This window comes from Rhizobium binxianense (assembly GCF_028994275.1).
Taxonomy (GTDB): domain Bacteria; phylum Pseudomonadota; class Alphaproteobacteria; order Rhizobiales; family Rhizobiaceae; genus Rhizobium; species Rhizobium binxianense.
On sequence record NZ_CP118713.1, the window covers coordinates 2,261,845 to 2,282,313 of the forward strand.

A 20,469-nucleotide genomic window follows, 5' to 3' on the forward strand; every position below is an offset into this window, starting at 1 on the left:
AAGACTTGACCATTTCCCATTCCTCCATCGTCGAGAAGGCAGCCGACGCGACAGCAAGAGCAACGCCGGTCTCGGTCGCCCGGCGCGTCCGCGGTCTCTCCGACAGGGCGATCGCCTGGCTGTTCATTGCCCCCGCCATCAGCCTGCTTTTGGCGATCAACATCTTTCCGCTGCTTTGGGCGGTCTATCTCTCCTTCACCAATTACCGCGCCAACCGGCCGAATGCGCCGGTCCAAGGTGTCGGCCTTGGAAATTACCAGCGCGTCCTCAACGATCCCGATATCTGGCAGGCGATGCAGACCACCGCGCATTTCGTTTTCTGGACGATCGTGCTGCAGACGGTAATCGGCTTCACGCTGGCTTATCTAATCGATCGCAAGTTTCGCGGCCATGCCTTCTGGACGACGATCATCCTGATCCCGATGATGCTGTCGCCCGCCGTGGTCGGCAATTTCTGGCGCTTTCTCTACGAACCGCAGATCGGCCTCTTCGCCTATGCCGTGTCGCTGGTCTCTGGCATTCCGACTTCCGATATCCAGATGCTCGGCAACGTCTCTCTGGCGCCCTGGGCAATCATCATCGTCGATACCTGGATGTGGACGCCCTATGTGATGTTGATCTGCCTCGCCGGCCTGCGCTCGATCCCCGACTATATCTACGAGGCCGCCGAGGTCGACCGCGCTTCGCCCTGGCGCCAGTTCTGGTCGATCACCGTGCCGATGGCCCTGCCCTTCATCATGCTCGCCGTACTTTTCCGCGGCATCGAGAATTTCAAGATGTTCGACATGGTGACGCTGCTCACCGGCGGCGGACCGGGCTCAGTCACCGAGGTCGCCTCGATCACGCTGAAACGCGCCGCCTTCGAAAGCTGGGCGACCGGCCGAGCCTCGGCCTTCGCCATCATCCTCTTCGTCGCGGTGTTCGGCCTCGCCAACATCTACGTCAAGGCATTGAACAAGGTGAAGCAACGATGAGCGCCGCCAACTCCGCCCATTCGGTCGTCGAACCGAGCCTCAACAGCAAGCGCATCGCCGGCACGATCGTCGTCCTCTACGCGCTGATCACCCTCATTCCGCTCGTCTGGATCTTCCTGACCAGCATCAAGTCGCCACCGGATTCGATCAGCTATCCACCCAAGATCGTCTTCACGCCGTCGCTCGAAGGCTACTGCAACCTGTTCACCACACGCACGCGGCAGACGCCTGATTATATCGCCTCGCTGCCGGCGCCGGTCGGCACCTGCGATGAGGTGACGCGCAAGCGCAATATGGTGATAGCGGGCCCGTCGAACTTCGTGCCGCGCTTCGTCAATTCGCTTGTCATCGCCTTCGGCTCCACCTTCCTCGCGGTCTTCCTCGGCACGCTCGCCGCCTATGGCTTTTCCCGCTTCAAGGTGCCGCTCGCCGACGACCTGCTGTTCTTCATCCTGTCGACGCGCATGATGCCGCCGATCGCCGTCGCCATCCCGATCTACCTGATGTATCGCGAGCTCGGCCTGTCGGACACGGCACTCGGCATGATCCTGCTCTACACCGCCGTCAATGTCTCGCTCGCCGTCTGGCTGCTCAAGGGCTTCATCGACGAAATCCCGCGCGAATACGAGGAAGCGGCAATGATCGACGGCTATACGAGACTGCAGGCCTTCCGCAAGGTCGTGCTGCCGCAGGCAACGACCGGCATTGCCGCGACCGCGATCTTCTGCCTGATCTTCGCCTGGAACGAATATGCCTTCGCCGCCCTTCTGACCTCGGGCGAGGCCCAGACCGCGCCGCCCTTCATCCCGACGATCATCGGCGAAGGCGGACAGGACTGGCCGGCCGTTGCCGCCGGCACGACGATCTTCCTGATCCCGATCCTCGTCTTCACCATTCTCCTGCGCAAGCAGCTGCTGCGCGGCATCACCTTCGGAGCCGTCCGCAAATGAGCCATCTGATCGAGACACGCACCCGCACCCCTCCTCGCCCGAAGCGGCCCTTCTTTCTCCGGCGTGGCCCGATGGAGGCCATCGCCACCATGCTGATCGGGCTCGGCTTCCTCATGCTGTTCCAGCCCTTCCTGCTGGTGCTCTACACCTATTCGCTGGTCATCCTGCTTGCAGGCACCGTCATGTTCATCATCGTTTCGAAATTCCCGGAGTGAGCCATGGCGGATATCCGGATTGAAAATCTCCGCAAGGAATTCGGCAGCTTCGTCGCCGTTCAGGATTCGAGCTTCACCGTCCATGACGGCGAATTCCTGGCGCTGCTCGGTCCATCAGGCTGCGGTAAGACGACGACGCTTCGCATGATCGCCGGCCTCGAGCTGCCCTCGAGCGGCAAGATCTATCTCGACGGCGAGGACGTCACCTTCAACCGCGCCAGCGCCCGCGACATCGCCTTCGTCTTCCAGCTCTTCGCGCTCTATCCGCATATGAATGTGCGCAAAAATATCGGCTTCCCGCTGCTGTCGCAGGGCATGCCCAGGGCCGAGATCCGTCAGCGCGTCGAAGAGACGGCCCGCCTGCTGCAGATCGATCATATTCTCGACCGCTCGGTTTCCGGCCTTGCCGGCGGCGACCGGCAGCGTGTGGCGCTCGGCCGCGCCATCGTCCGGCGTCCGAAATGCTTTCTGATGGACGAGCCGCTCGGCACACTCGACGCCGAGTTCCGCGAGATCATGGTCCATGAGCTGCGCGAACTGCACAACCGCATCCACGCGACCACCGTCTACGTCACCCATGACCAGCATGAGGCGATGGCAATGGCCGACAAGATCGCCGTCATGAACCATGGCGTCATCGAGCAGTTCGGCACGCCGCAGGAGATCTATGCGAAGCCGGCGACCATGTATGTCGCCGATTTCATCGGCTCGCCGCCGATGAACTTCATGCGCTTCACCTCCGGCCTGAAGAGCGGCGACCGTTCCATCCTGCTCGACGGCGTCGATGTCGCCGTCCCCGAAATCCATAAGGATATGGCCGAAGGCGAGCTGGCGCTCGGCGTGCGGCCGGAGCATATCCGCTTCAGCGACGCCTCGCGGCTGCGCGGCGCCGTCTACGGCAGCGAATATCTCGGCACCAACCAGGTCGTGGCTGTGGAAACCCCGGGCGGCCTGATCAAGGCCCGCGTTCCCGCCAATCGCAGCTTCCGGATCGGCGAGACCGTCGGCCTGGAATTCAACCCGGCGAAACTCGCGCTCTTCGACTGCACGTCGGGCCGTGCCGTACCGTCCTCGCTCTATCAGGAGACCCGGCATGGCTGATGTCGTTCTCAGGAACCTCGCCAAGCGCTTCGGCGACACCCAGGCTCTTGATGAGCTCGATCTTTTTATCCGAGACGGCGAGTTCGTCGTGCTGCTCGGTCCCACCGGCGCCGGCAAGACCACGACGCTGCGGTTGATCGCCGGCTTGGAAAAGCCCGATAGCGGCCGCATCGAGATTGGCGGCCGCAATGTCGCCGCCGAAGCCCCCGCCGAGCGCGACGTTGCCTTCGTCTTCCAGCAATATTCGCTTTATCCGCACATGACGGTTTACGAGAACCTCGCCTTTCCGCTGAAGGCGCCGGTCCGCAAGCTGAGCGCCGAGGAGATCGACCGTCGCGTGCGCGAGGTCGCGCGCATGGTTCGGATCGACCACAAGCTGGAGAACCGTTCGACCAGGCTTTCCGGCGGCGAGATGCAGCGTGTCGCGATCGGCCGGGCGCTGGTGCGCCGGCCGGCGATCTATCTGATGGACGAGCCGCTGTCCTCGCTCGACGCTAAACTTCGCGCCGAACTGCGCCTGGAGCTGAAGCGCATCCAGAAGGAACTGGGCTCGACGCTGCTCTATGTTACCCACGACCAGGTGGAAGCCATGACCATGGCCGACCGTATCGGCATCGTCGCCGAGGGCCGGCTGATGCAAGTGGGAACGCCGCGCGAGATCTACGGCAATCCCGCCAACCTGCATGTCGCCGCCCGCCTCGGCCAGCCGCACATCAACCTGTTGCCGGCAGATCTGCTTCCCGGCGGCCGGCCGCCGGCCGGTACGAAAACGGTCGGCGCCCGCACCGAACATCTCGATATCGTCGTCGGCCGGGATGCCAATGCCGAGATCGACTGGATCGAGCATCTCGGTGACCAGAACCATCTACACATCAGGGCTGGCAATCACAAGCTCGTCACACTTGCAGATCCATATCTGGCGATCGCGCCGGGCGACCGGATCAACCTGACCCTGCGCGATCCGCTTTACTTCGATGCGGCTGGACAGCGCCTGGCCTGACCGGCAAACAGACATGACGATGGCATGAAAAACAAACAGACGGGTCTCAATCGATGAAACACTTCTTCAACCGCAGGGAAAACATCGTCACCGAAGCTCTGGACGGTCTGCTTCTGACGAGCGGTGCCGGCCGTCTTGCCCGCCTCGACAGCTATCCCGACATCAAGGTGATCCTGCGCGCGGACTGGGACAAGTCGAAAGTGGCGATCATCTCAGGCGGCGGCGCCGGTCATGAGCCCTCCCATGCCGGCTTCGTCGGTAAGGGCATGCTGACGGCTGCCGTCTCCGGCGAGATTTTCGCCTCGCCGAGCGTCGATGCCGTTCTGACGGCGATCCGTGCCGTTGCGGGCCCGAAGGGCGCGCTGCTGATCGTCAAGAACTACACCGGCGACCGCCTGAATTTCGGCCTCGCCGCCGAAAAGGCGCGCGCCGAGGGCTTCGATGTCGAGATGGTCATTGTCGCCGATGACATCGCCATCCCCGGCATCAACCAGCCGCGCGGCCTCGCCGGCACGCTGTTCGTCCACAAGATATCAGGCTATCACGCCGAAAGGGGCGAAGACCTGAAGACCGTCGCAGCCCATGCTGCAGCAGCAGCCGGCGACATCGTCTCGCTCGGCATGTCGCTGTCCACCTGCAGCGTGCCCGGCCAGGCGCATGAGGACCGTCTCGGCGCTGATGAAGGCGAACTCGGCCTCGGCATCCATGGCGAACCGGGCGTCGAACGTATCGCGCTGCAGCCGGTCGCCGATATCGTCGCCACCATGGTAGCGCGCCTGACCCCGGCCTTGCGCGAAGGAGCAAGCCACGCCCTCCTGATCAACAATCTCGGCGCCGTGCCGCCGCTCGAAATGACCGTGATCGCGAATGCCGTGCTGTCCTCGCCGCTTGGCCGCCGCGTCCGGCTAATCATCGGCCCGGCGGCGATGATGACCGCGCTCAACATGAACGGTTTCTCTTTGTCGCTGATCCGGCTGGACGCCGCGCGCGAGGCGGCGCTAACGGCAGCGGTCGAGCCGCACGCCTGGATGCCGGCCGTCGAACGCCACGAAATCCAGATCATCGCCGCACCGAGAACATCAGCCGCCTTGAACGGCGCCAATGGCACAGCCGGGGAAAATGAACGCAACCGGCGCCTGATTACGGCGCTCTGCGAGCATCTGATCTCGCAGGAAAGCGAACTCAACCGGCTGGACGGCCGCGTCGGCGACGGCGATACCGGTTCGACGGTGGCGACAGGCGCCCGCAGCGTGCTGGCCCGCCTCGATACCTTGCCGCTCGACCGGCCGGCGGCAACGTTTGCCTCACTCGGCGATATCCTCGGCACCAGCATGGGCGGATCGAGCGGCGTGCTGCTGTCGATCTTCTTCACCGCGGCGGCAAAGGCGATGGCCGACAAAGCCGATATATCGGCGGCCCTTCTTGCCGGGCTCGCCAGGATGACGTTCTATGGCGGAGCCGCAGTCGGCGACCGGACGATGGTCGATGCGCTCTCACCTGCCCTGCATGCGCTCGCATCCGGCGATGTCGCCGCCGCGGCAAGGGCAGCGGCAGCGGGTGCGGAGTCGACCAGGACGATGACGAAGGCGAGAGCCGGACGCGCCTCCTATGTCGGCGAAAGGGATCTGGCGGGTGTTGCCGATCCCGGTGCGGTCGCCGTTGCCGGCGCGTTCGGCGTGGTGGCAAGCTTCGCCTGACCGGCGTAAAGTTTGAGAGCCGCGCGGGAGACGCGGCGACAGGGAGGATCGCAGTGCAGGCGGAACCGGTGCTGGTGGCAGGATTGATCGAGGTGTGCCGCGCAACGATCGCGGCAAACAGCGATCATCTCTGCGCGCTCGATCGCGCCATCGGCGATGGCGATCACGGGACCAACATGCGGCGCGGCTGCGAGGCAGTGAGCGCCGAAGGCGAAAGCCTGTCCAGCCTGCCCTTTCCCGACGCCGTGGAAAAGATCGGCCTGACGCTGGTGATGAATGTCGGGGGGGCGGCCGGGCCGCTCTACGGCACGCTGCTGATGGAGATCGGCCGCGAGCTTCGCAAAAGTGAGGAAACGGCCGATTTTCCGCAGGTGCTGAAACAGGCGATCGACGCGGTGGCAAGACGCGGACGCGCCCATGCCGGCGACAAGACGCTGCTCGACGTGCTCTATCCCGTGCATGCGGCACTGGCGAAGAGGTCACCGCTCGGCGACATCGCCCGCAAGGCCGAGCGGTCCGCCGACAGGACCGCCGCGATGAAGGCGATGCGCGGGCGCGCGGCCTATCTCGGCGATCGTTCGATTGGCCATGTCGATCCCGGCGCGTCGAGCTGCGCACTGTTGACCACGGCGATCTGCCGCTATCTCGGGGAGCATCGCCCCCAATGAATGCAAGGACCGACATGACTGCAAAGACCGCAAACGTGGGCATCGTGATCGTCTCCCACTCGCCGCTGGTGGCACGGGGCATCGCCGACATGGTGCGGCAGATGGTCGGCGACTGCGTGCCGATCGCCTGGTCGGGCGGTAACGTCCATGGCGAGCTCGGCACCGATGCCGGCGGCATCCTGCGGGCGATCGAGGCCGCTTGGTCCGATGCCGGCGTCGCTGTCTTCGTCGATCTCGGCGGCGCCGAAACCAACAGCGAGATGGCGATCGAAATGCTGGGCCTTCCACGCGCGGCCCTCGTCTCCATCTGCAACGCGCCTTTGGTCGAAGGCGCCGTCATCGCCGCTGCCGAGGCGTCGGGGGGCGCGTCGCTGGCCAAAGTCGTCGCCACAGCCGAGGAACTGTCCCCCTGATGACGAGCGGATTGCATAGTGAAAGACAGGAGCCCGATCCATTGCACGTGAATTGCCAGACGGAGGTGGAAGTCAAGCACGGTGTCGGGCTGCATGCCCGCCCCTCCGTCACCTTCACCCGGCTTGCCAAGTCCTTCCCCTGTTCGATCGAGATCGCTGTCAACGGCAGCGACGTCTGGCTGAACGGCAAGAGCATCATCAAGATCATGGGCGCGAGAATCCGCAAAGGGTCGATCCTCAGGATCCGCGCCGACGGCATTCTCGCCGAAGAGGCGATCCGCGCGCTGAAGGAACTCATCGAGCGCAACTTCGATGAGGAAAAGAAACATGGCCGAACCGCTTAGGCTGAAAGCAAAGAGCGCATCCCCCGGCGTCGCATCCGGCCCGGCCTTTCTGGCCGAGCGGCCAGGCGGCGCCCCTGCGCCTAGAACTGCCGGCGGATACGGCGCGCTGGAGACGGCGATCTATATCTCGATCGGCGAACTCGAGCGCCTTGCCGAGGGCGCCGATGCCGAAAGCCGCGATATCATCGATTTCCAGATCGAGGTGTTGCGCGATCCGACAATCGCGGAGGCGACCGGCGCACGCATGCTGGCCGATGAGAACGTCGTCTTCGCCTGGGTCGCCACCCTCGACGCCTATATCGGCGAACTCGAAGCGGCCGACGAGGAACAGATGCGGGCGCGCGCCGTCGATATTCTCGACATCAAGAACCGCGTGCTCGGCGCACTCGCCGGCACCCCGATCGCCGATTTCCCGCCCGGCTCGGTCTTCGTCGGCAAGGACATGGAACCGAGCCGTTTTCTCGCCCATGACTGGTCGAAAGGCGGCGGCATCGCGTTGTTTGCAGGCAGCACCGCCGGCCACGTCGCCCTGCTCGCCCGGGCGAAATCGGTACCGATGGTGGTCGGCACCGGCCGCTTTTCGGCAGCAGACGGAGATCCTGTCAGCGTGGATGGCGACGCCGGCGCGGTCATCCTGAAAGCCGGCGGCAAGCTGATCCCGCCGCTCGCACCCGCTCAAGCGCCTGCTAGTGACGCGCAAATTGTAAGCGGCGAGCTACGCACGGCGGACGGCGTGCCGATCCTCATCTCCATCAACATCAACGATCCCGCCGAGATCGATGCCCTCGATCCGGCAACGGCGGGCGTCGGCCTGATGCGCTCGGAATTCTCGGTCACCTCACTCGCCGATGCCGCCAATGAGGAGCGCCAGCTGGCGATCTATCGCCGCGTGCTGGAGCAGGCGGGCGACAAGCCGGTGATCATTAGAATGCTCGACATCGGCGGCGACAAGCCGCTTGCCGGCCTGGAAGACCTGCCGGCTCCCTCCAATTCGGGCCTGCGCGGCATCCGGCTACTGCTTGCCCGGCCGGAAATCGCCCGGGTGCAGGCGCGCGCCCTGCTGCGCGCCGCTGTCTTCGGCAAGCTGTCGGTGATGCTGCCGATGGTGACCTTTCCCGACGAGATCGACAGGATGCGCGAGCTGTTCCGCGAAGAAGCCGAAAAGCTCGGCCGCCGCGCCCTGCTCCACCGGATGCCGCCGATCGGCATGATGGTGGAGGTGCCATCGGCCGCATTGATGCTCGACACGTTCGGGTCGGCGGCATTCTTCTCGTTCGGAACCAACGATCTGACCCAGTACCTCGCCGCATCCACCCGCGACGACCTCGACGCCGATGCCGGCAAGGCAGCGCCCGCCGTGCTCCGGCTGATTGCCCAGGCGGTGAAGCTTGCCGCCGGCAAGCCCACCAGCATCTGCGGCGACATGGCCGGCGATCCCCGCTATCTCTCGGGGTTGCTCGCCGCCGGCCTCCGGCATTTTTCCGTGGCGCCGGCCCGGCGTCCCGCGATAAGATCGGCGATCATCGGTCTCAATGCCGATGGCACAAAGGCAGCCGGAGAATAGAATGGCGCGCGAAGACACCGAAGACGCCATTATCGCCTACAAGTCCATTCTGGCGCAGATCATCGACAACAGGCCATCGGGCACGCGCCAGCGGCTGGCGACGGCGCTTGGCAAACATCGCAGCTTCGTCACCCAGATCACCAGCCCGACCTATGCGACACCGCTGCCGGCGCGCCATCTGGCCACCATCGTCGGCGTCTGCCATTTCAGCGCGGCCGAACAGGAGCGCTTTCTCGAAGCCTACCAGGCCGCCCATCCCGGCAAGCTGCCGGATCTCGGCCATTCCGAGAAATTGCGGCACCTGTCGCTGATGGTGCCCGACTTCGGCGACGACAGGAAAAACCGCCTGCTGGAAGAGGCGATTTCCGATCTGGTGCAGAAGATCGTCGCGATATCGGGTGCGGAATGACGCGTGAGTCGCTTAACGTAACGTAATGCTTTTGGCCTTGGGAGGGGCTTGATGAAGAAGTTCATGAACACTGCGGAAACCATGGTCGCCGAAAGCGTCGAAGGCTTCGTGCGCGCCCATGAGGCCTTCGTGGTGTTCGGGGCCGAGCGCAAATCCATCCGCCGCCGCCATCTCACCCCAGGCAAGGTGGCGCTGATATCAGGCGGCGGCGCCGGCCACGAACCGATGCATATCGGCTTCGTCGGCCACGGCATGCTGGATGCCGCCTGTGTCGGCCATATCTTCACCTCGCCGACACCGAGCCAGATCATCGCCGCCATCGAGGAGGCCGATACCGGCGTCGGCTGCCTGCTCGTGGTCAAGAACTACGACGGCGACCTGATGAATTTCGAAATGGCGATCGAGATGGCCGGCAACCGCCACAGCCTCGACATGGTGGTCGTCAGCGACGATATCGAGACATCGAGAACAGGCGAAGGCCGCGGCCGGCGCGGCGTCGCCGGAACGCTGATCGTCGAAAAACTCCTGGGGGCAGCAGCCGAGCGCGGCATGTCGCTTGCCGAATTGAAGCAGCTTGGCGAGGGGTTGAACACACGCATCCGCTCGATGGGTGTGGCGCTCAACGGCGTGACGGTGCCGCAGACCGAGCGCACGACGTTTGCGCTCGGACCCGACGAAATGGAAATGGGCGTCGGCATCCATGGCGAGCCCGGCCATGCCAGGCAGCCCTTCGCCGCCGCCGACGCCATCATCGGACATCTCTGCGAAACCATCGCCGCTGACATCGCGGCAGCGCCGGGCATGCGAGCCTTGCTGTTCGTCAACGGCCTCGGCGGCACGCCACCGGCCGAACTCTACCTCGCCTATAACGGCGCCCGCCGTTTCATCGAGGAAAGAGGCATTCCGATCGAGCGCTCGCTGGTTGGAACCTACGTCACCTCGCTCGACATGCAGGGGCTGTCCGTCACCCTTGCCTTGCTGACCGACGAGGAGATCGCGCTCTGGGACGCGCCGGTGGCGACGGCGGCACTGCGTTGGCCGTGACGGCATCCCAAGGGTGTCAGATGTAAAGCGCTGCCATCTTCCTCCAGGCGCCGGCGCGGTGGGCGCGTCCGTCCCAGACATGTAACTGATGGCCGACATTCTTCTCGCCCAGCAGCCGGCTGAGATAGCGGTTGTTGTCGAGGAAAGGGTCGGCATCACCGATGGTGAGAACGATATCGATCTCGCGCAGCCTGTCGAGCCGCCAGTCGGAGCCGAGGCCGGGCAGGAAATGCGTCGGCGTGTGGAAGTAGACGCTGTCGTCGTAATAGCCGTCGAATAAGTCGCCGAAGGATTCCACCTTCATCGTCAGGTCGTAGCGGCCGGAAAAGGCGACGAGCTTACGGAAGAGATGCGGGTGGCGGAAGACGAGGCTCGCCGCCTGGAAGGCGCCGAGGCTGCATCCATGCACGATGGTGCAGTCATGCGCATTCTTCGCCGCCATCAGCGGCAGCACCTCGTTGAGGATATAATCCTCCAGCGCCGCATGCCGGCGGATGCGCTCGGCCGGGTGGTGGTGGAAGCCATAGAGGCTGTCGGCGGCCAGGCCCTCGATGCAATAGAGCTGGAGATGACCGGCCTGCAGCTTGTCGGCAAGGCTCGCGACCAGGCCGAGCTGTCATATTCGAAAAAGCGCCCTTCCCGCGTCGGAAACACCAGCACCTTGGCGCCGGCATGTCCGAACACGAGCATCTCCATGTCTCGATGCAGCCGCTGACTGTACCAGCGCAGATATTCGCGGTTCATGGCACCCTGAAAAATTGTCCGATCTTGTTGCGGAGAACCGCCTCTTGGTCAGCACTTCCAGGGTAATCGAAATGCCCTGCATCCAGGATGAAGATTTCATTAAATTTCGGTATCGCATTGGCGACAGCGAACTGGCAGGGCGGCGCGACCGAAGGATCGAAAAGCGCAACGGCCGTCAGCATCGGCACCTTGATCCGGCGGGCAGCGGTCGCCGCATCATAAAGGCGCAGCGTCTCGAGCGCATTTCCATGCTCCGCCTGATATTGCTGCACCGATTGCGCGCTGCCGACGCTCGGCAGCTTGAGGCGCAGCGGCTGGTGGCCGAAGCTCGGCAGCGCGAGGTGCCCGCGGTCGATGCGCTCGTCAGAGGCAATGACCATTGCCCCGATGCCGCCGCCGAAGCTGATGCCGCTATAGCCGATATGCCCAGAAAGCCAGGGATAGAACGCGACGAGCGTCGAGACGGCCAGCCAGATATCTTCGACGCAGCCGCCAATGATATAGGCCTCCGGCTTATCGATATCGTGCAGCACATGCCAGGAGGGATTCTCGGAAATCGGCGGATGAGCGCTGCGCGACAGCCCGCGACAGCAGGGAAAAAGCACTGCTGTTTCCTTGACCGGCAAATCGAATTCAGGCCGATCGCGCCCGCCGTAACCATGCCCGACGACGCGACCGCGCCTCACCTCCTGCCCGCGCGGCAGAAGCAGCCAGCCGCCGATCCGGAACGCATCCGTGGAGAGATAGACGAGGTCGAGCACGTGCCAATCGGGATGGGTGAGTTCGCTGCGGGAAAGCACCGGCTGCGGATCAATCGTCAACGCCTTGCGATACCGCGCGCCCCAGAACGCGTCGAAACCGTCAGGCTCCTCCGGCGGCCCGATCGCCAGAAGCTCTTCGAGCCGCATGCCGTAGGTCGGATCGAAATCGAAGGGATGTGTCGTCGGAATGCTCATCCGGCTTTGTCCCGTGAAACGGTCGGTTGCGCAAGGCTCTGGCTGCACCACGGGCAAAAGCCGCCCGTCACGCGCCAAGACTCGACAGCGACTTGCGCGCCTGCCGGCGTCAACAATGCTCACGGGCGCCGGAAAGCGCCGACAGACCCCGCGGCCGCGTAGGCTGGCAAGGTTCATGTTCGGCCAACCGGCCCGTTGCCGAAACAAGCCGCCGATCGCTCAGCGCAACGGCTTCACCGCCCCGGCTCAGTCCGCGTTCTGCCCCGCCGCTTCGAGGATCAGCCGGGTGATCTCGTCGGGATGGGAAATCAGCGAGAGGTGGCTGGCCTTCAGCTCTATCGTCTTTGCGCCCATGCGCTTGGCCATGAAGCGTTCGAGATCGGGATCGATCGTCCGATCCTCCGTCGAGACGGCATACCAGCTCGGCTTCGAACGCCAGGCAGCCGCGGTGGTCTTGCCGGTCAGCAGCGGCTTCTGGAACGGTTGCTGCACGGCATAGAGCACTTTCGCCCTCGCCTCCGGCAGGTCGCCGGCGAAATCACGCAGGAAAGCCGCTTCGCTCAGACGCCCCTCGTCGCCATCGAAGACGATGCCGGCGGACGCAGGCGGCGTTGGGAAGGTCTTGGCAAGAGCGGTATAATCCTCACCCGCATCCGGTGCCCGCGCAGCGACATAGACGAGCGCCGAAACGTTGGGATGCACGCCGGCCTCCGTGACCATCATGCCGGAAAACGAATGCCCGACCAGAACCGTCGGGCCATCCTGCCGATCGAGCACCCGCTTTACCGAAGCGACGGCCTCGGGCAATGTCGTCAGCGGGTTCTGCACCGCCGTGGCGTTCAGCCCGGCCGCCTGCAGGCGCGTGATCACCTCGGTCCAGCACGAACCGTCGGCAAACAGCCCATGCGCCAGCACGATATTGCGTGCTTTGACGGGAGCTGATGTCGCGGCGATGCCGCGGGTGGTTAGTAGAGAGGCGGCGGCGCCGGCAACGAGGGCAGCCGAGAAAGCGCGTCTGTTGATCATCATGATCTGGTTTCCTTCCGAATGGAGAGCATTGAAGGATCGAAAGCATGCTGGCTCGAGGCCGGAGCTCCCGCGCCGCTGAAAATCGGTGGGTCTATGACGCTGTGTCGGGCGGCTGATCCCACCCGGCGTTACGCGAGCTCTCATGCGTATTTCAATTCGGCATTGCAGCGGCCTGCCAATGCGCAAGCCCGCCTGCTGAAGATATATCTATTCCCGATATCCAGAAAGTCACCTCGCTTAGCCGCTTCATCGAAGCCGGCAAGCTGGCGTGACTTGCGGGCCAGATACTCGTCCCTGTTCCATTTATCGAACCAACCGGCTACGTATCCGACGACAAATTGCCGCGAACCGCTGCAATCGGAATAAAGCAGGTCACCGCTGGAAAACCCGGCGGGAATCTTTGCTGAAACCGTTGCCAACAAAGTGGCGATAAGAATGCCCGACATCACACTTTCCAAGCGCTCGACGGAGCGGAGCTTTGATCGGGAAAGTGTCGGAAATTAGCTTCAACCTGTCATCTTTGCTGGCCGTCGATCGGCCGATCATTGCCCGATCGAAACCGCACCGGAAAGTTAAACTTTGGCAATCATCGCCATTGTCCGTTCCCCCACGGTTGCACATGCCGCCATCGTCGGTTACATCAAACCTCAATGGTCGGGTCACCCGGCCACGTAAGCGTTAACGTCACTCAACGCGTATGATCGAACGGCTTTGCGGCTTCGATCTGCGCGACTGTGTCCTGCGGATCGAGCTTTCAAGTTCCTGAGGATACATGGATAACAATCACTTCAAAGAACAGGTTTCACCTGCCCCCGCCATCGAACGGGTCCGCCACGACACCCGGCGGCGCACGCTCTCGGTCGAAAGCGTCGTCGATATCACCCCCGGCATGCGCCGTATCAGTTTGGCCGGCGACGATCTTGCCGATTTCACCAGCCTGGCGCCCGACGACCACATCAAGATCTTCATTCCCGGTGCCGATGGCGACGAAGAACGCCGTGACTACACCCCGCGCCGCTACGACAATGCCGAGCGGAGATTGACCATCGACTTCGCCTTGCACGAGGCAGGCCCGGTGACGCGATGGGCGATCGGCGCGCGCCTCGGCGACAGGCTCGATATCGGCGGCCCCAGAGGCTCCGCCGTAGTTTCGCCGACGGTCAAACGCTGGCTGCTGATCGGCGATGAAACGGCGCTGCCGGCGATCGGTCGGCGCATCGAGGAGAGCGGTGCCGGAACCGTCATCACCACCATCGCCGCCGTCGCCGGCCCGCAGGACGAGCAGAGCTTCGACACCCGTGCCGAACTTGATGTCCCGCTGGGCACACCGACCTCTCTCGCAGGCAATCGATGCCGCAGCGCTGCTGAAGCTGTTGAGCACAGTCGATATCCAGCCGGAGACCTTCGTCTGGGTCGCGGCGGAGGCCTCAGTGACACGCGCTGTCCGCGCCCATTTGCTTGAACGAGGCTATCCGCTGAGCTGGATCAAGGCATCCGGCTACTGGGTATTCGGCAAGGCCGATACGACGGAAAAATTCGGCTGAGGGGTCAATCCACATTCGAGATTCCATTTGCCGACGAGAGATCTGACACTTCGTTCCGGATTTTTATGATCCGGAACGATCAGGCGGACATGAAGTGTATGAATTGAGCGAAGTCCCACGTCTGCCGGAACACACCGGACGCCAGCCACCGACCTATTGAAAGAGATCGACCACGCGGCGGGCAGAGCCCAATGCGAGCGTCCATCCCAACATGCCGTGACCGGCATTGATGTAGAGACCTTTGATGCGTCGGGAGGCGGCGATAATGGGCTTGGAGGTCGGAGTCATAGGCCTCTCGCCCGACCATCTCATCAGTTCGTCCGATCGCTCGAAAAGGTCGGGCAGCACTGCAGACGCGGCCAGCTTGAGCGTGTCGAAACGTCTGGCATCAAAACCGGCCCCGGGACGCTCGATGTCTGCCAGTCCGGCGACACGAAAACGGTCGCCGATGGCTGCAAAGGCAAGCTTTCGCTTGACGTCCGTCAGGCTGATACTGGGTGCTAGGCCAGTTCTCGGAATGGTGAGCGAGTAGCCTCTCACGGGGCGTATGTCCCGGGCCTCAGGCAAATCGGATATGAGGGAACCGATCTGCGGTCCTGCGGCAACTATGGCTGCGTCGACGCGAAGCTCGTCGCGGTCCTCGAACCTCAATCCTGTCAGCACGCCTCCCGTTTGGACGAAGCTCGAGACCTTCCTGCCGAAAAGCACCGACACCTGCCGGCGCTCGATCATCCAGGCGGTGAGCTGGCGGCAATATCCGGCCGCATCCCCGAGGGCATCACTTGGAGTGTAAACGGCCCCGGCAATCTCTCCCTGATACGCGGCGAGCGCAGGTTCGATCTCTTCCGCCTCCACCCGCGTCAGCAGGCGCTGTTCGAAGCCAAGGGCGTTCTTGCGCGCGACACCGGAATCGGCGGCAGCAAAACTTTGCCGATCGGCGTAGAGATGCAGTTTTCCGGCGACACGGTAATCGAATTCGACATCGGTTTCCTTCAGCAGGATTGCGAGCTCGTGACGGGATTGTTCGGCAAGGCGCAGGATGTCCTGCGTATTGTTCCACCAACATCTGAACGGGGCATTGGCAATAAATTTCAGGCCCCAGCAGAGAAAGTCCCGGTCGAGTTGCCACTGGATGCGGAAGGCCGGATCGCGGCCCATCGCAATGGCAGGCAGATGCTTCAGCAGGGCTGGTGATGCCATAGCATCACCATAGGCCCAGGACAGCTGCGCGGCGTTGCCGGCACTCGCCCCCATGCCCGGCTCACTTGCCGCATCGATAAGTGTCACATCATGCCCCGCCCGGGCCAGAAGATAGGCCGACGATACGCCGATGACGCCGGCGCCGATCACCGCAACGCGCGCCATCTCAAGCCTCGTCGCCGACGACGGCCGCCAACTCGACCTCAACGGGAACCCCGCGCGGCAGGGACGTTACGCCGATCGCGATACGGGCATGCGCCCATCGATCCGGGAAAAGCTCTCGGAGCAGTTCCGAAGCGCCATCGACGACGGCGCCGTGGCGCTCGAAAGCAGCATCCGCCGCGACATAGCCCGCCAGCCGGACGAAGCCCAGAATGTTGTCAAAGCCGCCCGCAGCCCCCTCCAGCTGCGCAAGCGCATTGAGAAGCGCCCAGCGCGCGCATTCTCGCCCCTCTTCGATGGAGACGTCCGCTCCGAGGTGTCCGGTCTGCAGCACTACGCCGTCCTTCAGCGGCACCTGACCGGAAACGGTGATGACATTGCCGGTCCGCACAGCCCCGGAAAATGCACCTGGCGGCGAGGATGCTTCCGGCAGAGCAAGCTCGAGCTGTGCCAGCCGTTGGCGTACGCGATCGCTTCCAGCCGATGAAGCATCGCGTGCCTTGCGGACCGCCGCTTCTGCGCTGCGGTCGACGAAGGCCGCTATGATATTCCTGTCGAGTTCGGTCAACCGGTATTCAGGGTGCCACTGGATACCGAGGCAAAAGCCGTCCGTCTCCCCTTCGAATGCTTCGATAGTGCCGTCCGGCGCCCTTGCAGCGATACGGAAGCGCCCGTAGCCAGCCAACGCATGGCGGTGCAGGCTATTGACGCGTGCCGGCCCCTTCCCCACCCAATCGGTCAGCACGCTGCCCGGCTCGACGATGATCTCGTGCGCCAAAACGTCGGGGATATCTTGCGGGATGTGGGATACGGCGGCGGCCGGCAGTTCGGTTTGAAATTTGCCTCCAAGGCATTCACCGATCAGTTGCATGCCGTGGCATATGCCAAGAAGCGGCTTGCCCGTTTTCAAGGCCTGCTCGACCAGCTGAATTTCGAACTGTCTGCGCGCGCCTGTCACCTCAGTCCCCGGCCGCGCACCGGTGAGGACGATCCCATCGGCGAGCGCCAACGCCGATGCCAGGTTCTCGGTGTTGTAAGGCAGGATCAACGGAATTCCCCCGGCCTCGGCTATGGCGTCCGCATAGTTGGCACGCACCACATACTCCGTTTCGGTCGGCGCATCAGGCGCCTCGCTAACATCGGGCGTCATGAGGATCACCGGCCAACGCGGTTCATGCGATTGCGTTGCATGCCGACGTGCGTTGCCCGTGGCAACGGTCGTTTCAATGGTCATGGTCTTGGCCTTGTGATGACGAGTTAGCGGGCGGCCGGAAGGGCTAGCCGGCGCGCGAGGACCGAGAAAGGCCAGGCTATCGCGAAATAGCAGAGGCCGACGGCAATGTAGATTTGCAAGGGCAGGAAATACTCGGTCGCCATTGACCGCCCGGTGAGGACCAGTTCGTTGACGGTAATCAGCGAAGCGAGAGAAGAATCCTTGAGCAACGAGACGAAGGTGATGATCATCGGCGCCAGAATGACACGCGCGACCTGCGGCAGGATGATCAGGACGAAGCTCTGGGCCGGGGTGAAGCCCGCAGCCAACGCTGCCTCGCTTTGGCCGGCCGGTATAGCCTTCAGGCCGGCGCGGAAAAGCTCTGCGACCTGAGCCGCGAAACACAACGCCAGGCCTGCAATCGCCGCGCCGAAAGCATCAAAGACGATTCCGATACCCGGCAAGCCGAAATAAAGCAGAAACAGAACCGCCAGCAGCGGCACGCCACGCACGATCGTCACGTAAAGGGCCGCAAGATACCTTAGCGCCGCGAAACTGGATTTCTGGCAGAGCGACAGCAGCAGGCCAAAAACGAATGCCAGGGCAAAGGCACAAACGGAAAGCAGGGCCGTATTCACCATCGCCCGCAGCAGCAGAGGCAGCCATTCGACACCATAATCGCCATAGGGCGCTAGAAAAGCGCTCATCCTTTCAATCTCCCGTAACGTCTTTCGAGGAACCGCGTTGCCTGCATCAATGGCAAGCTCAGCAACAGGTAGAGTGCCGCCGCCGTCGCGTAGATCATTGTTGTCTGGAAGGACGACGTCACCATTGAACGGGCAAAGAACATGATTTCCGGCGCCGCAATGGCCGAGACGACGGATGTATCCTTGAGAAGCTGCACCGCGTAGTTCCCGAGCCCTGGAAGCGCTATCCGCATGGCCTGCGGCGTCAGGATCTCAAAGATCGTCTGGAGCGGGGTCAGCCCTGCGGCAAGCGCCGCCTCCGCCTGCCCACCCGGCAGCGCGGCGAAACCGGCGCGAAAGATTGCGCAGGTGATCGCCGCGCCGATGAGCCCGAGGCCGAGGATGGCCGCCGTGATCGACGTCAATTTCACGCCGAGGCTGGCAAGCCCGAAATAGAGGATGAACAGATGCGTCAAGGCCGGCACATTGCAGAGAATCTCGCAGCAGGCATCGATCGCCAGATCGATGAATTTGATCCCGGCAAATTGCCTGAGCAGGGCGAGAAGGAACCCGAAAGCGGCTGCGAGCGCCAGTGAGGCGACCGTGACGAAAACGGTTACGCCAAGCCCGGCGACGAGCCCCTCGACGACCGAGAAGAATAGGGAAAATCCGGTCATGACGCGCCTAGTGCCGGATCTTGTTGAGAAACGCTTGCGTGCGCGCTTCGCGGGGTGCGGTTATGACCTGGCGTGCCGGCCCGGTTTCGACGATGGTGCCGCCGTCAAGAAACAGGACGCGGTCGGCAATGTCGCGCGCAAACGCGATCTCGTGCGTGACGATCAGCATCGTGCGTCCTTCGGCCGCCAACTCCTCCATCACTTTCAGAACCTCCTGGACCAGTTCGGGATCGAGTGCGGATGTCGGCTCGTCGAACAGCATGAGCTTTGGCTTCTGGGCAAGCGCTCGCGCAATCGCGACACGTTGCTGCTGGCCGCCGGACAGCTCGAGCGGCGAGGCGTCGGCGCGGTGTGTCATATGGACTTTGGCCAACATCTCCAAAGCCAGTTCGCGGGCCTCGGCAGCAGGCAGACCGCGCACCTTGCGCGCCGCGATCGCCACGTTTTCCGTCACCGATAGATGCGGCCAGAGATTGAAGAGCTGGAAGACCATGCCCATCTCGGCGCGCTGCGGTGCAAGTTGCCGGTCGCTCATAACCTGGCCGTTGCGCACGCCGATCCGCTCGCCATCGAGGCGGATCTCGCCGGCACTGGGCTTTTCCAGAAAATTCATGCAGCGCAGACAGGTGGATTTCCCGGAGCCGGACGGACCGATCAGGGCAATCTTCTCACCCGGCGCGACATCGAAATCGATGCCTTTGAGAACTTCGATAGGACCATAGCTCTTGCGCAGGCCTGCAACGCTGAGAAGCGCGTTCATCGCCGTTTCCTTATGTGATCATATCTACAGCGCCGCGCGTCTTTTCAGACGCGCCAAGGACGCTGTAGCACTTTGAATTGCTGCATAATTTTCTCCTGAAATCGATTCCGATTGAAGGAATTATGCAGTAGGCGAAGAGGGTGGACGAAAGCCGCCGATTGCAGCTTCCGTCCACACCGCCGTTCAGCCGCCAGCTGCGCAGGACGGCAGCTTGTAATCTGCGGGGCGATCGACGCCGGCGCGGAAGTTTTGACCCACGGGCTTGAACCAGACATCCGACGACAATCCGTAGCGGGCGCCGATTTCCTTCATCTCGCAGGTCTTCCACATGTCGGCGATGATGGCGTCCATCTTCTGGCGCAGATCGTCGTTCTTCTGGTTGAGGCCATAGACGACCTGGCCGAGACCGGTCAGCAGCGGAAAATCCGGACTGTTATCGGTGAAGGCGAGGAAGTGCATATTCCAATCGGGGTTCTGCTTGATGGCGTAGGAGATCACCGGCGGATCGCCGATGACAGCGTCGATGCGCCCGGCGATAAGATCGCGCACAGCCGCATCGGAAGTGTCGTAGAGCGAGAGCTGGAGATCTTTGATGCTCTTCAATTCCGGAATGAACGAAAAGCCGGTGATCGTACCGATCTTCTTGCCTTCCAGGTCGGAAAGCTTGTCCCAGCTCGTCTTCGTCGATTGCATGATGCCGTTCTTGAAGTAGTGGATCGGCTCGGACAGAGTCATGATTTTCGTACGTTTTTCGGTCCAGCCCATGGTGCCGAGCATGACGTCGACGCGGCCCGACTGAACGGAGGCGATCGTACCCGACCATTCCATGAGCGCAGGCTGAATCTTGAGGCCGAGCTTGTCGGCAATGCGCTGCATGATTTCACCGTCATAGCCTACCAGCTTCCCGTCCTGCCAGCCGGAGCCGGGCATGTCGCCGGTGAAGGCAACCGTCAGCTTGCCCTGCTCGGCAAGTTCGAAAGCATTGGCGATAGATGAAAGGGACATGAAGCTGCCTGCCAGCAGAGCGCACGTCACCATCCTTCTCGAAAGAGAAAGTGCCATTGTTCTGATCCTTGATTTGTTGGTTCCCCGGTCCGGTGGTTTCTGTCCCCGGATGTC

Annotated in this window: 21 protein-coding genes and 2 pseudogenes; 13 read left to right on the plus strand and 10 right to left on the minus strand. The window is 63.0% G+C overall.

Annotated elements, in window-relative coordinates; genetic code table 11:
* Positions 1–5 precede the first annotated feature (5 nt).
* Genes PO860_RS11280 through PO860_RS11335 form a run of 12 tightly spaced genes read left to right on the plus strand, consistent with a single transcriptional unit; the run spans position 6 to position 10,379 of the window.
* Positions 6–974: a carbohydrate ABC transporter permease gene (locus tag PO860_RS11280; protein ID WP_272782342.1), complete on the plus strand. Its 969-nt coding sequence runs from the start codon at positions 6–8 to the stop codon at positions 972–974.
* Positions 971–1,924 carry a carbohydrate ABC transporter permease gene (locus PO860_RS11285; protein ID WP_097619133.1) on the plus strand — a complete coding sequence of 318 codons (954 nt, stop codon included), beginning with the start codon at positions 971–973 and terminating at the stop codon, positions 1,922–1,924. The genes PO860_RS11280 and PO860_RS11285 overlap by 4 nt, the downstream gene beginning before the upstream one ends.
* Positions 1,921–2,139, plus strand: a complete 219-nt coding sequence (locus PO860_RS11290; protein WP_272782341.1) for a hypothetical protein — start codon at positions 1,921–1,923, stop codon at positions 2,137–2,139. The genes PO860_RS11285 and PO860_RS11290 overlap by 4 nt, the downstream gene beginning before the upstream one ends.
* Positions 2,140–2,142: 3 nt before the next feature.
* Positions 2,143–3,240 (plus strand): ABC transporter ATP-binding protein, encoded by a 1,098-nt coding sequence (locus tag PO860_RS11295; protein ID WP_273883861.1) that lies wholly within the window; start codon positions 2,143–2,145, stop codon positions 3,238–3,240.
* Positions 3,233–4,240 carry an ABC transporter ATP-binding protein gene (locus tag PO860_RS11300; RefSeq protein ID WP_275038321.1) on the plus strand — a complete coding sequence of 336 codons (1,008 nt, stop codon included), beginning with the start codon at positions 3,233–3,235 and terminating at the stop codon, positions 4,238–4,240. The genes PO860_RS11295 and PO860_RS11300 overlap by 8 nt, the downstream gene beginning before the upstream one ends.
* 53 nt (positions 4,241–4,293) lie before the next feature.
* Complete coding sequence (locus tag PO860_RS11305) at positions 4,294–5,937, plus strand: dihydroxyacetone kinase subunit DhaK (protein WP_275038322.1); 1,644 nt, start codon at positions 4,294–4,296, stop codon at positions 5,935–5,937.
* Between the two features lie 47 nt (positions 5,938–5,984).
* The gene (gene dhaL / locus PO860_RS11310) at positions 5,985–6,605 is read left to right on the plus strand and encodes a dihydroxyacetone kinase subunit DhaL (protein ID WP_183606964.1); all 621 of its coding nucleotides are present in this window, start codon (positions 5,985–5,987) and stop codon (positions 6,603–6,605) included.
* 14 nt (positions 6,606–6,619) lie between these two features.
* Positions 6,620–7,018 (plus strand): dihydroxyacetone kinase phosphoryl donor subunit DhaM, encoded by a 399-nt coding sequence (gene dhaM, locus PO860_RS11315; protein ID WP_273883864.1) that lies wholly within the window; start codon positions 6,620–6,622, stop codon positions 7,016–7,018.
* The gene (locus PO860_RS11320) at positions 7,018–7,362 is read left to right on the plus strand and encodes an HPr family phosphocarrier protein (RefSeq protein WP_273883865.1); all 345 of its coding nucleotides are present in this window, start codon (positions 7,018–7,020) and stop codon (positions 7,360–7,362) included. Before dhaM ends, PO860_RS11320 begins: the two co-directional genes overlap by 1 nt.
* Positions 7,346–8,926 (plus strand): putative PEP-binding protein, encoded by a 1,581-nt coding sequence (locus PO860_RS11325; RefSeq protein WP_275038323.1) that lies wholly within the window; start codon positions 7,346–7,348, stop codon positions 8,924–8,926. Before PO860_RS11320 ends, PO860_RS11325 begins: the two co-directional genes overlap by 17 nt.
* Before the next feature lies 1 nt (position 8,927).
* On the plus strand, positions 8,928–9,335 hold the full coding sequence (locus PO860_RS11330; RefSeq protein ID WP_183606961.1) for a hypothetical protein: 408 nt from the start codon (positions 8,928–8,930) through the stop codon (positions 9,333–9,335).
* Positions 9,336–9,386: 51 nt separating this feature from the next.
* Entirely contained in the window at positions 9,387–10,379 is a 993-nt protein-coding gene (locus tag PO860_RS11335; RefSeq protein ID WP_183606960.1) for a dihydroxyacetone kinase subunit DhaK, read from the plus strand.
* 16 nt (positions 10,380–10,395) lie between these two features.
* On the opposite strand, the pseudogene PO860_RS11340 reads toward PO860_RS11335, so the two are convergent.
* The 4 genes and pseudogenes from PO860_RS11340 to PO860_RS11355 all read right to left on the minus strand — a co-directional run bounded on the left by PO860_RS11340 (position 10,396) and on the right by PO860_RS11355 (position 13,554).
* Positions 10,396–11,123 (minus strand): annotated as a pseudogene (locus PO860_RS11340) (esterase family protein).
* Positions 11,120–12,079: an acetylxylan esterase gene (locus tag PO860_RS11345; protein ID WP_275038324.1), complete on the minus strand. Its 960-nt coding sequence runs from the start codon at positions 12,077–12,079 to the stop codon at positions 11,120–11,122. Before PO860_RS11345 ends, PO860_RS11340 begins: the two are co-directional and overlap by 4 nt.
* A 246-nt stretch (positions 12,080–12,325) precedes the next feature.
* Positions 12,326–13,108 carry an alpha/beta fold hydrolase gene (locus PO860_RS11350; protein WP_275038325.1) on the minus strand — a complete coding sequence of 261 codons (783 nt, stop codon included), beginning with the start codon at positions 13,106–13,108 and terminating at the stop codon, positions 12,326–12,328.
* 140 nt (positions 13,109–13,248) lie between these two features.
* Positions 13,249–13,554 carry a hypothetical protein gene (locus PO860_RS11355; RefSeq protein ID WP_275038361.1) on the minus strand — a complete coding sequence of 102 codons (306 nt, stop codon included), beginning with the start codon at positions 13,552–13,554 and terminating at the stop codon, positions 13,249–13,251.
* A gap of 326 nt (positions 13,555–13,880) precedes the next feature.
* On the opposite strand from PO860_RS11355, the pseudogene PO860_RS11360 reads away from it, so the two are divergent.
* A pseudogene (locus PO860_RS11360) lies at positions 13,881–14,652 on the plus strand (siderophore-interacting protein).
* A 153-nt stretch (positions 14,653–14,805) separates the two neighbouring features.
* Here the strand turns inward: PO860_RS11360 and PO860_RS11365 are convergent.
* The 6 genes from PO860_RS11365 to PO860_RS11390 form a co-directional block, all read right to left on the minus strand.
* Complete coding sequence (locus PO860_RS11365) at positions 14,806–16,017, minus strand: FAD-dependent oxidoreductase (protein WP_275038326.1); 1,212 nt, start codon at positions 16,015–16,017, stop codon at positions 14,806–14,808.
* A gap of 1 nt (position 16,018) precedes the next feature.
* Positions 16,019–17,248, minus strand: coding sequence for an Atu1372/SO_1960 family protein (locus PO860_RS11370; RefSeq protein WP_273883872.1), 1,230 nt, complete (start codon positions 17,246–17,248; stop codon positions 16,019–16,021).
* A 23-nt stretch (positions 17,249–17,271) separates the two neighbouring features.
* Positions 17,272–17,934 (minus strand): amino acid ABC transporter permease, encoded by a 663-nt coding sequence (locus tag PO860_RS11375; RefSeq protein ID WP_273883874.1) that lies wholly within the window; start codon positions 17,932–17,934, stop codon positions 17,272–17,274.
* Positions 17,931–18,590 (minus strand): amino acid ABC transporter permease, encoded by a 660-nt coding sequence (locus tag PO860_RS11380; RefSeq protein ID WP_183606952.1) that lies wholly within the window; start codon positions 18,588–18,590, stop codon positions 17,931–17,933. Before PO860_RS11380 ends, PO860_RS11375 begins: the two co-directional genes overlap by 4 nt.
* A gap of 7 nt (positions 18,591–18,597) precedes the next feature.
* Positions 18,598–19,350, minus strand: a complete 753-nt coding sequence (locus PO860_RS11385; protein ID WP_273883875.1) for an amino acid ABC transporter ATP-binding protein — start codon at positions 19,348–19,350, stop codon at positions 18,598–18,600.
* 183 nt (positions 19,351–19,533) lie between these two features.
* Positions 19,534–20,412, minus strand: coding sequence for an ABC transporter substrate-binding protein (locus PO860_RS11390; protein WP_183606950.1), 879 nt, complete (start codon positions 20,410–20,412; stop codon positions 19,534–19,536).
* Positions 20,413–20,469 lie beyond the last annotated feature (57 nt).

Coding starts and splice junctions, on each gene's coding strand:
- PO860_RS11305 (WP_275038322.1), top strand. CDS start 4,294: ATGAAACACTTCTTCAACCGCAGGGAAAACATCGTCACCGAAGCTCTG.
- PO860_RS11290 (WP_272782341.1), top strand. CDS start 1,921: ATGAGCCATCTGATCGAGACACGCACCCGCACCCCTCCTCGCCCGAAG.
- PO860_RS11325 (WP_275038323.1), top strand. CDS start 7,346: ATGGCCGAACCGCTTAGGCTGAAAGCAAAGAGCGCATCCCCCGGCGTC.
- PO860_RS11335 (WP_183606960.1), top strand. CDS start 9,387: ATGAAGAAGTTCATGAACACTGCGGAAACCATGGTCGCCGAAAGCGTC.
- PO860_RS11350 (WP_275038325.1), bottom strand. CDS start 13,108: ATGATGATCAACAGACGCGCTTTCTCGGCTGCCCTCGTTGCCGGCGCC.
- PO860_RS11380 (WP_183606952.1), bottom strand. CDS start 18,590: ATGACCGGATTTTCCCTATTCTTCTCGGTCGTCGAGGGGCTCGTCGCC.
- PO860_RS11385 (WP_273883875.1), bottom strand. CDS start 19,350: ATGAACGCGCTTCTCAGCGTTGCAGGCCTGCGCAAGAGCTATGGTCCT.
- PO860_RS11300 (WP_275038321.1), top strand. CDS start 3,233: ATGGCTGATGTCGTTCTCAGGAACCTCGCCAAGCGCTTCGGCGACACC.
- PO860_RS11370 (WP_273883872.1), bottom strand. CDS start 17,248: ATGACCATTGAAACGACCGTTGCCACGGGCAACGCACGTCGGCATGCA.
- PO860_RS11355 (WP_275038361.1), bottom strand. CDS start 13,554: ATGTCGGGCATTCTTATCGCCACTTTGTTGGCAACGGTTTCAGCAAAG.
- PO860_RS11320 (WP_273883865.1), top strand. CDS start 7,018: ATGACGAGCGGATTGCATAGTGAAAGACAGGAGCCCGATCCATTGCAC.
- PO860_RS11345 (WP_275038324.1), bottom strand. CDS start 12,079: ATGAGCATTCCGACGACACATCCCTTCGATTTCGATCCGACCTACGGC.
- dhaM (WP_273883864.1), top strand. CDS start 6,620: ATGACTGCAAAGACCGCAAACGTGGGCATCGTGATCGTCTCCCACTCG.
- PO860_RS11390 (WP_183606950.1), bottom strand. CDS start 20,412: ATGGCACTTTCTCTTTCGAGAAGGATGGTGACGTGCGCTCTGCTGGCA.
- PO860_RS11365 (WP_275038326.1), bottom strand. CDS start 16,017: ATGGCGCGCGTTGCGGTGATCGGCGCCGGCGTCATCGGCGTATCGTCG.
- PO860_RS11285 (WP_097619133.1), top strand. CDS start 971: ATGAGCGCCGCCAACTCCGCCCATTCGGTCGTCGAACCGAGCCTCAAC.
- PO860_RS11330 (WP_183606961.1), top strand. CDS start 8,928: ATGGCGCGCGAAGACACCGAAGACGCCATTATCGCCTACAAGTCCATT.
- PO860_RS11295 (WP_273883861.1), top strand. CDS start 2,143: ATGGCGGATATCCGGATTGAAAATCTCCGCAAGGAATTCGGCAGCTTC.
- PO860_RS11375 (WP_273883874.1), bottom strand. CDS start 17,934: ATGAGCGCTTTTCTAGCGCCCTATGGCGATTATGGTGTCGAATGGCTG.